A 13120-nucleotide genomic window follows, 5' to 3' on the forward strand; every position below is an offset into this window, starting at 1 on the left:
AGAGCCTCAGCTAGGACAAATCCATGTTGCTTATTTCACGCGTAAAAAAGCGACAAGCATCACATTTACGTTACGCCATGTTCCGGCAAATTAAGTGCAATCTCATCCGACCAGAATAACCATACAAACAGCATTTATAGGATTATCCCTCTCTCATCCGGCAAATAGATCGGGCCGTGACCCGCAATTGTAAAATAGTTGAACCTCTACCAACATTTAATTCACATATTCCGCAGAGTATTGCGCTTCTTAATAATCCTTATATCACATGATATAGCCCCCTCTTACCGCATAACCTGGCATTTTATTTCAGACAAACAAACCCACCTTTAAAAACACACCATACAAAGCAACATTTACACACCAAAATTAACAATACCCCAGTATTGCATCGCTTACACCGATCGATAAGGCAGTAATGATTGATGATACCGATGCCTTATCCGCTTTTCGATCGGAATAAACAATTAACAATTTTGTTTTTTATCATGTTTAAATTCAACTAACTCCCCAGATACAACAGGGGCAAGGAAATATCCTATTCGTTTTAATTAAAGCACTCCGATATCTATCGTCAAAATATCAATACAAATTATCCATCATTGGATCTCTGGGAAAATAAGGAAACCATCTTGGCTATTACATTACCGTCAAAGTTAGCAGCATTGCTGTGCGTGATACCTTTGCTTTCTGCCTGCAGCACGTTGCAGGCAAAAAAAGAGTCAACGCCAGCGAACAGTTCAGCCCTTGCGGCTAAAGCTGAAGGCAAGCAATGCGTTGATAATTTTGACCTTCTGCGCAAGTTAAATTATGACGCATTTAACTTATATAAAACGCAGTTTGATGAAATTAATCGAAATTATGATTATTACAAAAATAACCAGCTATTAATGGAAAACGACCCCAAAGAACTTATTACTTTCACACTCAACGATAAGCTCAATATGATCTGCGAGCGTGTGAAAAGCCAGACCTTTGTTGAAATAAGAAAAAAGATGCAGGCCGTCAGTAAAATTTAACGGCCTGATCTCATTCAATAATAGCAATACGCAATACCCCCCTGTTGTGAACGGGGTGGGCAGCAAGTGTTAAAGGGTACAAACAGATGGCTATCGTGAGAAAATATATCGCTGTATTGCTTATCATCAATCATATGATGGTAACTCTCGTTCCTCTGCTGTACTCCCCATCACTACAGGCTGGGGCACAGTCTGAACTCAGCCATAATATGAATATCATGCGTACTGAGCTGACCGGAGAACCCTCCACATCTGCGCTATCAACCAAGGCCGATAACGCGAAAGCATTAACGCCATCAGCTATACCCAAAGGGGAGCGCTTGTTTGCCCCCTCCGCCATTGTGACGCCCGACTCTCGCCAAGCAATGCAGCCTGCGTCCATGTTGCCAGACCTCACCTCTACCTCCTCAACCGACTCGCCCACCATCAACGCGCAACAGGTACAGTCAGGCCTTCACTCTTTTTGGGGGGTAATGGGTAGCGATAACCCAACGGAGAGCGGAATGAATATGGCGACCAGCATGGCCTCCGGGCTGGCAAACAATGCGATTCGCGACTGGCTGTCACATAAAGGTAACGCCCGCCTTGAGCTCAGCACAAAGGGAAAAAGCCAAGGACAGATCCTTTTACCGCTGTGGGAGTCCGAGAGAAATATCGCTTTCAGTCAGTTTGGCACGCTGAATCAAGCGGATCGCACCCTTTATCATATCGGTGCGGGATGGCGTAATTACCTGAATAACGCCTGGATGCTGGGGATTAATAGCTTCTGGGACTACGACGACACTGGAAGCAATGCCCGCCTCGGCGTGGGCGCTGAAGTGTGGTCCGATAATCTTAAAATTGCCGCCAACGGCTATTTTCGCCTGACGGACTGGCATCAGTCTCCCCTCGCATCGATGCGCGATTATGACGAACGGCCTGCAAATGGCTTTGATATCCGGGCAGAGACCTGGCTTAGCGCGCTCCCGCAGCTTTCCACCACCCTAAAGTATGAAAAATACTATGGTGAAGGGGTCATCATGACAGGTAATGCTTCACCGCATAATCTGGCTAATTCGCCGCACGCCTGGACCGCTGGGCTGCGCTATACGCCGGTTCCGCTAATCACGTTGAGTGCTGAACATACGCAGGGCAGCGTCAGCGAAACGCAGCTAAAAATGTCGTTTAACTATCGCTTTGGGCAAAGTTGGAAAGAGCTGACCGACAGCCGCCTAGTGCAAGTTGCCCGCAGCGTGGCGGGCCAGCGCTACGATTTCGTCGAACGTAATTACGATATGGTCATGCAGTACAAAAAGCAGGAGCTCATCAACCTGACGCTACCTGCGACAATCGCTGCCGAAGCGCTATCAACGGCGGTGCTGAATGCCAGCGTTGATAGCAAATACGGTGTTAAAGATATTCAATGGAATACCCAGGAGCTTCTGCTGGCGGGAGGCCAGGCGGTGAAACAGTCCAATAGCACACTCCTTTTGACCATGCCCCCCTATCACGAAAATGGGCTGAACCGTTATACCGTCACGGCCGTTGCCACCGATATCCATAATAATACCTCGGCCGAAGCGCGAACCACCGTCATGATATCCCGCTCTTCAAATACCGTTTTACTCACCGTCACGCCTGCCAGCAATCTGGCTGCTAGCGGGGCGGACGTGACAACCGCTACCGCATCCGTAACCGACAATTCTGGCCAACCGTTGGCACAAATGAATGTCGCCTTTACCCTCTCAGGAAGCGACAGCAACTGTACGCTCACCGGAAGTACAACCTGCCAAAGCCTCGCCGTTACTGATGGGCAAGGCCAAGCGACGGTGCGGGTGGGTCATAGCACCGCAGGTATACAAACGCTACGGGCAACGCTGGAAAACGGAAACAGCGCGAGCCAAGCGCTGCACTTTATTGCCGATAGCGCCACGGCCCGCGTAGAGTCTCTGACCGTCACGACCCAGGGCGGCATTGCAAACGGTACAGCGACGGAGAATTTGATAGTGACCGTGGTAGATGCAGGCGGCAACCCCGTTTCCGATACGCTGGTTGCGCTGAGCGCGTCGGAGGGTCCGTGGCTTTCAGCGGCCCATGTCACTACCGACAGCACGGGGAAAGCGAGTTTCTCCGCATTCAGCCAGACGGCTGGCGTTTTCCAGATAACCGCATCAGCCAACGGCACCAGCGCCCATGCGGACGTCACTTTTCGGGCGGATGCCAGCACGGCAAAGATCGCTTCGGGGGCATTAACTATTTTGGTCGACAATGCGCTGGCCAATAATAATGATGCCAACCAAGTACAGGCCGTGGTTACCGATGCGTGGGGCAACCCGGTGGGTGGCGTAGAGGTCAATTTTTCCGCCGCAAGTCATACCGTTGTCACACCTGCTCGTGCGATTGCCGACAACAATGGCACGGCCCTCGCGACGGTAACCAGTACACAGGCTGGCGTGAATGTAATAACCGCATCGGTCAACAACAGCCAAGCAACGGCCAATCTGACGTTCACTGCGGACACCAGCACCGCACAGGTTGCATTATCGGTCGACCAAAACCAGGCGCTGGCTAACGGCCAGGCGACAAATCATGTTGCCGCCATTGTTACCGATGCTTGGGGTAACCCGCTGGCAAACTTCGCTGTCGCGTTTAGCGCTGATAATGGGGCCACTATTCTGAGCCCCGTTTTCACCGGGACGGATGGTCGGGTGACCACCACGCTAACCAGTACGGTGGCAGGCAATAGCTTAGTGACGGCAACGCTGGACAATGGGCACTCGCAAAGTACCGTTGTTCGCTTTATTGCCGATACCGGCACCGCAGAAATTCTGAGCGGCAATATACGTGTCACCACGAACTACGCTACCGCTAACGGCCTTGCGCAGAATGCTGTCCAGGTCATGGTGACCGATGCGCATAACAACCCGGTGTCAGGCGTGGCCGTGACTTTCAGCGCCAATCATAGCGCCGTTGTCGATCTCGCCACCGTTATCACCGATAGCGATGGGATCGCCAATACCACGCTGACCAGCACGCTCGCGGGCGATAGCTTGGTCACCGCAACCCTCAATGGCAGCAGTGCGAGCATTACCGTACGGTTTGTGGCAGATCCGAGCACCATTGTGATGGCGGCGGGAAATCTACGCATTATTTCCGATAATGCTGCCGCTAACGGCACGGCAACGAATGAAGTTGAGGCTAGGGTCACCGATGCTCATGACAACCCCCTTGCCGATATTACCATAACATTCAGCGCAGATAATGGCGCCACCGTCAGCATAGAGAACGTCACCACGGATGCAGATGGGCTCGCCAGAACAACGCTGACCAGCACCACTGCGGGAAGCAGTCGAGTCACTGCGGCGGTATACGGCAGCAGCGAAAACATCGACGTCACCTTTGTTGCCGATGCAGCCACCGCCGTGCTCAGCGAACTGGTGGTGATATCTGACGACGCACTCGCTGATGGGGTCCGAGACAATAGCGTCCGCGCGACGGTTCAGGATGCTCACGGCAACCCGATATCGGGCGTCACCGTCGCTTTTAGCACTGATAATGGCGCGAGTATCACGGCAAATTCCGCGATGACCGATGTCAATGGTCAAATTGTCGCCTCCCTGACTCACACCCTCGCAGGGCAAAGCTGGGTAACCGCCGAGGCCAATAGCAGCAGCCGCAGCGTTGCGGTGAACTTTGTCGCCGACGCCGCCAGTGCGTCGCTAAGCAACCTGGAGGTCACCCTCAACAATGCCGTCGCCAATGGTTCCGCAGCCAATGGCGTGCAGGCAACGGTTACCGATGCTTATGGTAATCCGCTAACCGGCGTCACCGTGATCTTTAATGCCGATAATGGTGCCAGCATCATCACCAACGCCGGGATTACCGACGCCAACGGTCAGGCCAGCGCAACATTGACCAGCATAATCGCCGGAAACAGTACGGTAACCGCGACGGTAAATGGGTATAGCGAAAGCATCGTCGTGAGTTTTAGCGCCGATGCCTCTACGGCAAACCTGAACGCCAGCGATCTTCTGGTCACCGTCGATCACGCCACGGCTAATGGCGTCGCTGAGAATAGCGTGCAGGCGACGGTGAAAGATGCCAATGGCAACCCCGTTTCTGGCATCACCGTGAACTGGAGCGCCAGCAATAATGCCACGATCGTTCCCACAAGCGGGATCACCAATGCTGAGGGCGTGGTTATCGCCAACTTGACCAATACCACCGCAGGGATAGCAACCGTCACGGCGGCGATAACGGGTAGCGACGCTAGCGTTTCAACACAATTTCTGGCCGGGAATCTGGCAGCAGATTCATCCTCGCTCACCGTGTCTCCTGCGGCCATACCCGCAGATGGTACAACCGAGGCAATATTACGCCTGGCGCTCTTTGACGAATTTGGCAACGCTGTAACGGGATTATCGGACCTGATGTTTGTGGCCATCCCCGCTGAAGTCACCATTGCACCACCTGTTGAAATGAGCGAAGGCATATACGTTGCCACGCTGAAAAGCACGCATCCTGGTACGGTCTCGATCGCAGTAACGCTTGCCGGTAATGCAACGGGGATAACCGGCTCACTCAATATCTATCCACTGAGCTTTAGCGGAAGAGTCACTTTCCTGATGCCATAAGTGCTTCAGGGACACGACAAGGAGGATAAAAAAATGACCATTTCAGTGACAAACGGCATATCAGGCAAGCAAAGATTGGCTAACGTCTTTCCCCGGCTACGCGCAGCCAGTAGAGCCGGATATCTGGCTCTACTGGCTGGCTTTACGCTGTATTCATCGCATTCATTCGGCGCCTGTAATTTTGTTGATGGTAGCGGTCCTTGGACGGCATGGGTCTCCATCCCCGCAGATTTAAGCATTCCTTCCGATGGTCAGGTGGGCGATGTCATCCACAGCGATGCCGGCTGGCAACAGCTGGGAACCACTCACCTTCGCTGTACGACCAGTGGGCAGACCTTCACGGGCTATGACTTTGCCATTGAAGAATCCACCATTGCAGGCGTTTATAAGCTACCGGGCATGCCTGAGCTTGGTATCCGGATCACCTACGACAACACGCATAATAATTCAGAGCTTGGCAATACTATTTTTCATTACCCCAAAACCCCAGGGCCACATGGCGCGACGGGGTTTACGCCGACGGGGAATTTTAAGGTTGATATCATTTTACTTTCGTCATTGGTGAACTTTATGCCCGGCAATTACACGGTTAGCTGGCCTGACATAATTGGGTCTGTTCGCTATTCCGAACTCTTAGTCGGCACGGTTAAACCACTGGCTTCCACCATGAATATCACCGTGACCAATGATGAATATTGTTATCTCTCAGCAGTAGAAACGCTGAATTTTAACCAGACGACTCTTTCACAGTTGAGCAGCGGCCAATCACTGGGAAGCCGCAGTGTTAGCGTCACGTGCCCATATACGACCACTCAAGAAAGCTTCACCCGCCGCGTGCGCTTTAACGGAAATGCCAATGGCAATCAATTTATGGCGGAGCATCAGGGCATAGTTCTGCAACTCAGAGATAGCCAGGCCAACGTTATACCGCCGGGCGGCGCGGTGGAGATCACGTTGACAAAAGAGAACGCCGGGCATGGCGGCCAGATGATGATTCACCTGATTCCCGTTGTTGATGAAAATAATATTCCCACCGTTGAGGATTTAGGTGAGTGGCAAATTCATTTACTTCTTGAGTAACCCAGCCGCAGCCCCCAGCAATTTTGTGGCACGAATAATCCTCACATGCCTCCCAATACTAAAAAGAAATGATAATGAATATACTTAGTGATAATGAATTTTATACTCAAGGGATTCTTTTTGCTCTGGATACTATAAATACCGCCACGCCTTTCCCACCTGATAAATCGCCAATAACATTATATATTGTTACGAGCACAGCGATTTCAGGAATCAGTACTTTTTTATTAAAAAAGCCAATCACTGAGCACGCTGTTTTTATATGCAACCACAAAATACAACATTTTATAGATCGGCGTTATCCTGATGTTATTAAGTATTTCATCGACGAAAACTCATCGGTCTCCGCTGCGGTTAGGATATTGCGGTTAGCGATCGCCAAAAATCACGTTAGTGGCACTCAAAAAATCATACAGGATAACATTCAACTGAGTGAAAAAGAGATAGCTGTCCTGTCGTTATTGCGACAAGGTTATGACATTAAATCAATTGCTTACTTTTACCATGTCAATACTAAGACCATCTATGCCCACAAGAACAACGCCATGAAAAAATACGGAGCTAAAAATCTCCATGAATTTTACCACTTCATATTAAAAACAATAAAACCCCATGAAGACAATAAGTTAAAACCACAACAGCAAAAACCATTAAATTAACATCCTCAATATGAGAAGCGTGTCGTAAACCTCACCGGGGTGTTTACCATTTGTTTATTCGGCTCATGGAATACTCTTTTTACTTACGGCGATGCTACGTGTTTTGTTGTTTGTTTATATTTAAAAAAACTAGAACTATCAATTGCTTTAGGTAATTTCAATGCCTCGTTCCCAATTTATCGCTGCACACTTCGAACATCTCATAAAAACGGGCGTCATTAAATCCGGAGAAAAAATGCCATCCTTTCGTAAAGTCGGCTATGAACATAATGTGTGCCTCAGCATCGTCCAGCAATCATATAACCTGCTGGAAAATAAAAAAATGATCGTTTCGCGGGGGCGTGCTGGCTATTATGTTGTGCGTGCTGCGGCGCTAAATCATTTACCAATAAAAACCCATCCGCTGTCTCAACCCGTTGAAATAGCCCATAGCGATCGGTTTAACGCATTGCATAATCTCTATTTTTTTAAGAATATCCTCCCCACAACCCACGAAAGATCGTATCTACCCCAGAATATTCATAATCAACTCTCAAAGCGTATCAGCAATGCGCTGAAGTTTGGTATTCCCGATATTCATCAGGATGAAAGCGTATTGGGACTCAAAGAGTTAAGACAACAAGTCAGTATCATGATGAACAACAATGGGCTGACGATCTCTGCGGATAAGATTGTCATCACCAGCGGCTATCATAATGCGCTCTATATGACGCTGCTTGCCCTGTGCTCGCCGGGAGACACCATTGCGGTGGAGTCCCCGACGACATGGCGCACGCTGCTTATTCTTCGATTAATGAAGCTAAAAGTTGTTGAAGTAGCAACTTGCTCAGAGGAAGGGTTGTGCCTTTCTTCGCTGGAGGCAGTCTTAAAGAAGTGGCCAGTCAAGGCGCTGCTTGTCACCCCTAATAGTAATAACCCTATGGGTTTTATTATGCCGGATGCCAGCAAGCAGCAGTTGATCAAACTGGCCGATGCCTTTTCATGTCGAATTATTGAAGATGACACCTACAGCGATCTGATTGGTACGATTTCTCGTCCGCGTACCATTAAATCATTTGATACTCATGACCGTGTGATTTTATGCGGCTCACTTTCACGAACCGTCTCCTCAGAACTGAAAATAGGTTGGGTCATTGCTGGAGAGCTACAGTCCAGAATCAGCGAGATGAAACTTGCGACAATAGGCACAACCTCTCCGCTCATGCAATTAGCTGCAGCTAATCTCATTGAAAGCGGTAGCTATCATCGACATGTACAAAAAACGATTAAATTGTGCCAACACAGCCAGGTCCAATATATCAGAGCAATTGAACAATATTTTCCCATGGAAGCAAGAACTACCTCTCCGATGGGCAATGGCTATTTATGGGTCGTATTACCTGAGAAAATAGATATCGACCAAATTATCCACAGCGAGATGGCGCTCAATATCAACTTTTTGTCTGGCATCGTCTTCTCCGCATCCGGGCGCTACCATAATTGCATGCGCATAGACTGCCTGAATCCATTAACCACGCACACGACGGAGATGCTAAAAAAGATCGGCAAAGAAATCGCTGCACGGTTATAGGCTGTAGTTTCAGACTTAGCGCGGCGAATCTGCATATTGTTTACAGACTAATAAGGACGTTTGAAGAACGTTGAATGGTGCGATAATAGGAACATAACACAACCAACATACCCATTGATAAATATACATATTTTCTTGTTTCATCTTTATAAATGCCCCCTTTTGTGCCCCCATCTTGTTTTTCATGGGACTCGATGAGCCTTTCACCGAGTCGCCAATATCACCAATTTTTTCACAGACCGTGCAAATCTTCTCGGCTCTTGAAGTCTTTCTCATTACCGCGATCGGCTAAGAACAATATTACTTACTTCCCTGTAAGAAAAACGAGTCATCAGCCCGCACGCTCTTCTGGCATGAAGTATGTCTGTCACGGTCAAATATGATGCTTGCTCCAGTGAGGTAAACTCTTTGCGATCGATACGAACCAACTCATATTTCTCCACCAAAAAGTTAACGGCATTAACCAAAGTGATACCGGCATCGATATGCTCCTGTATAACGGTTTCATCACAGAACGGCGTATCGTTCAGGGTCAGACCATAGTGTTTTTCCAGCAGGCGTGAAAGTAGCATTTGCCAGACTGCAACGGGCGACAGACATGGCTTCGCCGCCCGCATGTTTCTTGCAGATAGAAATTTCATTTTTGCTCTCGTGTATTTAATTAGCGTTGAGTTGGATAAACGGCGATGTATACGTAACCGCAACTGCCAAGCGTGTCGGCTTCACAAGTGAGCCCATTGTGATATAGCGTGACGCAGTGCTGATACCGAGGATTAAGCTCGCCGCTGGTCAGCATTAGTTCCAGTTGTTTGAGTATCAGGGTAAAAGCTTGGTCCAGGCACAACGCATCCTTGTCGCTGAAAGCACCGTTAAACCCCGCCCGGTCAGCGAGAAAATGCAGGCGGTTGCCTTCCTGCACCAGACGAGCGCCAAAACAGGGGATGATCGTACTCTGTAGTCCCCACTGCTGGCAGGCGGGATTCTCCGGCTTGGTACCGGATTCGGAGCGATTATTCATTTTTGTTCCTGATTATAGGGAAGGATTAATTGAGAGTGATGCTTCGAAGAATTACATAGGGACCATTGCGGTCCTGACGGCGTTCAGCGAATACGGCCAGAACGCCGCGTATGTCCTGAACTTCCCGGCCAGCATAATGGCAGACACTGCCTGACCATTTATATTTGCCCGTACTGAAGCGAAACAGTCGGGATCCAGGATGTTGCCGGTACAGAGTCATGGCCTGGCGTTTACTGATTATTTTCATATCCAGCCTCGCTCCGCGAACGACACAATGCCATCCTGGCCTACAACCAGATGGTCGAGCGTTTTCACATCAATCAGTGCTAATGCTGCTTTAAGCCTGCCCGTAATGTTGCGGTCGCACTGGCTGGGCTCCGGGTCGCCGGATGGATGGTTATGCGCCAGCACGACAGCAGCAGCATTCAAGCGAAGCGCTGACTTCACTACCTCTCGAGGATGGACCTGTACATGGTTAATCGAACCGGCAAATAGCGTTTCACTCTCCAGTAAACGATGCTGGTTATCGAGATAGAGCACCATAAACACTTCCCGTTCTTGTCCTGCCAGCTGTAACCGAAGCCAGTCACGAGCAGCAGTACTTGAGGTAAAGGATATACCGGGCTGGCGCAAATATTTTTCCAGCAGGTTGATAGCACGACGAATGGTCCGTTGGGCATAGGGTGTCAATCCGGAAGTCGCAGGGAGCAGATAACCATGTTGTGCCAAAACCGTCAGCGGAAAGAGTTCAGGCTGCGATGGCACCGGGGATAATGCAGCATTCATGTTCGGCATTCCTCAGTCGATAAGATGCATAATAGCGCTGCATTCCGGATGGTTCAGCGCGTAGCCGCGTAAGCGATAATAGTGCTCAGTCATCGCGTCACATTCGATACGACAGGCATGGTGGCTGTATGCCATCAGGCAGACCGCTATACCGGCAGCCTCTCCGCTCATCTCCGCATCGTTGCCATTCATCGGGTTGAACAACGTCCACTTCTCACCGTCGGGCTCCGGAGCCATAAATGCGCCGCCGTTGCTGAGTGTATAAAAGCTCCAGACGCCGCCGCTGTAATCAGCGCACAGACGATCCATCCAGCCAAATATTCGGGGCTCAAGCGTTATCCATTGCGGGATGGTGCCAAAGTACTGTGGCCAGAAGCCGATGCGTAACTCGTCAGGGACCACTGAGGCCGCAATTGCTGCCTGCTCAGCAAACTCAAGGTTTTGTGTATTCATGAAACTATCTCCTTATGTCGGAACGGTTGTTTAACGCTCGAAAAACTCGAGCATATTTTCTGCCATAACCCACAGGGCGCGATTGAGCTTCACATCACCGTCAATGCCGGTAACAGCACGGGTGCGACTGCTTTTCCCCTGTGCGGTTCGCCCTGAAAGACCTCCTTTCATCAGGTTCTCCTGCACGCGCTGATAAACGGTCCACAGGTCATCGCCGTAGTCCTCCCGACGACGCGGAGTCAGCAGTTGCGATACCGTGACCGGCTGGTGGTCTTCACCGAAGCGATATTTCAGCGCGGCATTCGCCAGCGCGTGACGTGCGGGTACTGGCAGCTCCAGCGACTGCATTGCATCGCGCTTCTCATCCACCCGATCAAACACCCCGAGTACTTCGTAGGCCCCTTCAATCACCTTCTCGACGACATTACCTTTATGCGGTACCCGCACTTCTCCGAACGACTGACCGCAGACCAGGCCGTTGGTACAGACGCCACGAAACAGTCCCGGCAGCATCTGGTAGCTCGAGGAGCCGTCATGGCTGTTGAGCAGGATGATTTCCGGCACCTGATGGCCGGTCAGTTGTCCGGCACGACGCAGACGCAGCATATGCTTGGTGTGCTCCCGCTTGCTCTGGTCGCGAACCTTCGTCTGGCAGGCAAAGAACGGCTCAAAGCCTTCCCGCTGCAGGCTTTCCAGGATGGTGATGGTCGGGATGTAGGTATAACGGTCCGAGCGTGATTCATGTTTGTCACTCCCGAACACGCTGGGGACATGGCTCATCAGCTCTTCGTGGGTCAGCGGTCGGTCACGGCGTATCTGGTTAATACGGCCAAAGCGGCTGGCTAATTTCATGATTAGTTCCTTTAAAAGAGACAAAAGAAAACGCCCTGCTCGAATGAGCAGGGCGCTGGTGGTGTATTGCTGATGTTTTAAGCGTTGTGGGTAAGACTTACGGAAGGGCAAATTTCGGTACGCAGCCATTATCGCCAAATTCAGGAATAATGGCTGCTGTACCGTTGAGCGTAAATGCGGCTGGTTTTGCGCCGGTTCCCGAGACAATAACGCGCTTGCCGCTACGTAATTTATTCCATGCCCACATCACATTGTCTGAGCCCACATGAGATTCGCTTTCGCTGATATTGGCTTCTTCTTCGTTATCAATTTTCATGGTCAGCTTCTGGCCACCGTCCATGCCGACCTGGTGGCCGTATACATCAGTGAATATAATGGTCACCGCCTGTGAACCAGTACTTTCGCAGGCAAGGTATAACTGTGACTGTCCCTTACCGAGGATGGTATATTCAGTGGTGCCCTGAGCGTAGCCGCTTGTCCAGGCATCGTGGCTACCAAATGCCATTGCCTGGGCGGATAAAAGAAGAGTGAGAGCAAAGGGGATACAAGATTTAAGTATCATAGTTTTAGTCCTTTAAATGAGTGATGAAGGGAAACACTGCTGATAAGGCGTTTATTTCATTCGCTGATAGTGAAGGTTCCCTTGTTGGTAAACACACGGGCTTCAACGAAGCTGCAGTTAATCCCCTTCTGCTGAAGCGGGTTGCCGAAATGCCACGTCAGGCCATCGGCAAACTGCATAGTAGTGGGGGTAAACTCTCCCTTTTTAGGCACCCAGCCTTCAACCGTAATGCCCTGATAGGTGACTGTTCCTTTTGCCAACAGCAGGCACCTGCCCCGGTTTACGTCAATGTTCTTGATCTGGATGTTGTCAGTCCTGGCGATAACAGTGACAAGCAGCTCGAAACCACTCTTCTGAACATCGAGTTTAATAACATCATTTTCAGCTGCTCCGGCAGGCAAAGACACAGTTGCCAGTAGTGCCATGGCGGCGGTGACGGGATAAGTTGTTTTCATCTGAGTCCTTAAGACATGATCAATCCTGCGATTCATCGCATTGATTTTTAATA

13 protein-coding genes are annotated in these 13120 nt (G+C 50.0%); 5 read left to right on the forward strand and 8 right to left on the reverse strand.

What is annotated here, in order from left to right; translation table 11 throughout:
* The first annotated feature begins 632 nt into the window (after positions 1-632).
* The 5 genes from AB4K05_RS06330 (at position 633) to AB4K05_RS06350 (ending at position 8941) form a co-directional block, all read left to right on the forward strand.
* On the forward strand, positions 633-1019 hold the full coding sequence (locus AB4K05_RS06330) for a hypothetical protein (RefSeq protein ID WP_368479131.1): 387 nt from the start codon (positions 633-635) through the stop codon (positions 1017-1019).
* A gap of 86 nt (positions 1020-1105) precedes the next feature.
* Positions 1106-5632 carry an Ig-like domain-containing protein gene (locus tag AB4K05_RS06335; protein WP_368479132.1) on the forward strand — a complete coding sequence of 1509 codons (4527 nt, stop codon included), beginning with the start codon at positions 1106-1108 and terminating at the stop codon, positions 5630-5632.
* A gap of 33 nt (positions 5633-5665) precedes the next feature.
* Complete coding sequence (locus AB4K05_RS06340) at positions 5666-6712, forward strand: hypothetical protein (protein WP_368479133.1); 1047 nt, start codon at positions 5666-5668, stop codon at positions 6710-6712.
* A gap of 74 nt (positions 6713-6786) precedes the next feature.
* On the forward strand, positions 6787-7371 hold the full coding sequence (locus AB4K05_RS06345; RefSeq protein WP_368479134.1) for a helix-turn-helix transcriptional regulator: 585 nt from the start codon (positions 6787-6789) through the stop codon (positions 7369-7371).
* A 160-nt stretch (positions 7372-7531) separates the two neighbouring features.
* Complete coding sequence (locus AB4K05_RS06350; RefSeq protein ID WP_368479135.1) at positions 7532-8941, forward strand: PLP-dependent aminotransferase family protein; 1410 nt, start codon at positions 7532-7534, stop codon at positions 8939-8941.
* A gap of 275 nt (positions 8942-9216) precedes the next feature.
* On the opposite strand, the gene AB4K05_RS06355 is transcribed toward AB4K05_RS06350, so the two are convergent.
* The 8 genes from AB4K05_RS06355 to AB4K05_RS06390 form a co-directional block, all read right to left on the reverse strand.
* A complete protein-coding gene (locus AB4K05_RS06355) occupies positions 9217-9582 on the reverse strand; it encodes a TA system toxin CbtA family protein (protein WP_368479136.1) in 366 nt (121 codons plus the stop codon).
* Between the two features lie 20 nt (positions 9583-9602).
* Positions 9603-9959: a type IV toxin-antitoxin system YeeU family antitoxin gene (locus tag AB4K05_RS06360; protein WP_368479137.1), complete on the reverse strand. Its 357-nt coding sequence runs from the start codon at positions 9957-9959 to the stop codon at positions 9603-9605.
* A gap of 25 nt (positions 9960-9984) precedes the next feature.
* Positions 9985-10206 (reverse strand): DUF987 domain-containing protein, encoded by a 222-nt coding sequence (locus tag AB4K05_RS06365; protein ID WP_368479138.1) that lies wholly within the window; start codon positions 10204-10206, stop codon positions 9985-9987.
* The gene (radC, locus tag AB4K05_RS06370) at positions 10203-10745 is read right to left on the reverse strand and encodes a DNA repair protein RadC (protein ID WP_368479139.1); all 543 of its coding nucleotides are present in this window, start codon (positions 10743-10745) and stop codon (positions 10203-10205) included. Before radC ends, AB4K05_RS06365 begins: the two co-directional genes overlap by 4 nt.
* 12 nt (positions 10746-10757) lie before the next feature.
* Entirely contained in the window at positions 10758-11198 is a 441-nt protein-coding gene (locus AB4K05_RS06375; RefSeq protein ID WP_368479140.1) for an antirestriction protein, read from the reverse strand.
* Positions 11199-11228: 30 nt separating this feature from the next.
* On the reverse strand, positions 11229-12050 hold the full coding sequence (locus tag AB4K05_RS06380; RefSeq protein WP_218308627.1) for a DUF932 domain-containing protein: 822 nt from the start codon (positions 12048-12050) through the stop codon (positions 11229-11231).
* A 97-nt stretch (positions 12051-12147) separates the two neighbouring features.
* Complete coding sequence (locus tag AB4K05_RS06385; RefSeq protein WP_368479141.1) at positions 12148-12612, reverse strand: hypothetical protein; 465 nt, start codon at positions 12610-12612, stop codon at positions 12148-12150.
* Between the two features lie 56 nt (positions 12613-12668).
* The gene (locus AB4K05_RS06390) at positions 12669-13067 is read right to left on the reverse strand and encodes a hypothetical protein (protein ID WP_218308629.1); all 399 of its coding nucleotides are present in this window, start codon (positions 13065-13067) and stop codon (positions 12669-12671) included.
* Positions 13068-13120 lie beyond the last annotated feature (53 nt).

The organism is Kluyvera sp. STS39-E (assembly GCF_040932435.1).
GTDB lineage: Bacteria > Pseudomonadota > Gammaproteobacteria > Enterobacterales > Enterobacteriaceae > Kluyvera.

Bases quoted from the DNA above. Each gene is read 5' to 3' on its own strand.
- AB4K05_RS06335 (WP_368479132.1), top strand. From the start codon at position 1,106: ATGGCTATCGTGAGAAAATATATCGCTGTATTGCTTATCATCAATCAT.
- AB4K05_RS06340 (WP_368479133.1), top strand. From the start codon at position 5,666: ATGACCATTTCAGTGACAAACGGCATATCAGGCAAGCAAAGATTGGCT.
- AB4K05_RS06345 (WP_368479134.1), top strand. From the start codon at position 6,787: ATGAATATACTTAGTGATAATGAATTTTATACTCAAGGGATTCTTTTT.
- AB4K05_RS06350 (WP_368479135.1), top strand. From the start codon at position 7,532: ATGCCTCGTTCCCAATTTATCGCTGCACACTTCGAACATCTCATAAAA.
- AB4K05_RS06355 (WP_368479136.1), bottom strand. From the start codon at position 9,582: ATGAAATTTCTATCTGCAAGAAACATGCGGGCGGCGAAGCCATGTCTG.
- AB4K05_RS06360 (WP_368479137.1), bottom strand. From the start codon at position 9,959: ATGAATAATCGCTCCGAATCCGGTACCAAGCCGGAGAATCCCGCCTGC.
- AB4K05_RS06365 (WP_368479138.1), bottom strand. From the start codon at position 10,206: ATGAAAATAATCAGTAAACGCCAGGCCATGACTCTGTACCGGCAACAT.
- radC (WP_368479139.1), bottom strand. From the start codon at position 10,745: ATGAATGCTGCATTATCCCCGGTGCCATCGCAGCCTGAACTCTTTCCG.
- AB4K05_RS06375 (WP_368479140.1), bottom strand. From the start codon at position 11,198: ATGAATACACAAAACCTTGAGTTTGCTGAGCAGGCAGCAATTGCGGCC.
- AB4K05_RS06380 (WP_218308627.1), bottom strand. From the start codon at position 12,050: ATGAAATTAGCCAGCCGCTTTGGCCGTATTAACCAGATACGCCGTGAC.
- AB4K05_RS06385 (WP_368479141.1), bottom strand. From the start codon at position 12,612: ATGATACTTAAATCTTGTATCCCCTTTGCTCTCACTCTTCTTTTATCC.
- AB4K05_RS06390 (WP_218308629.1), bottom strand. From the start codon at position 13,067: ATGAAAACAACTTATCCCGTCACCGCCGCCATGGCACTACTGGCAACT.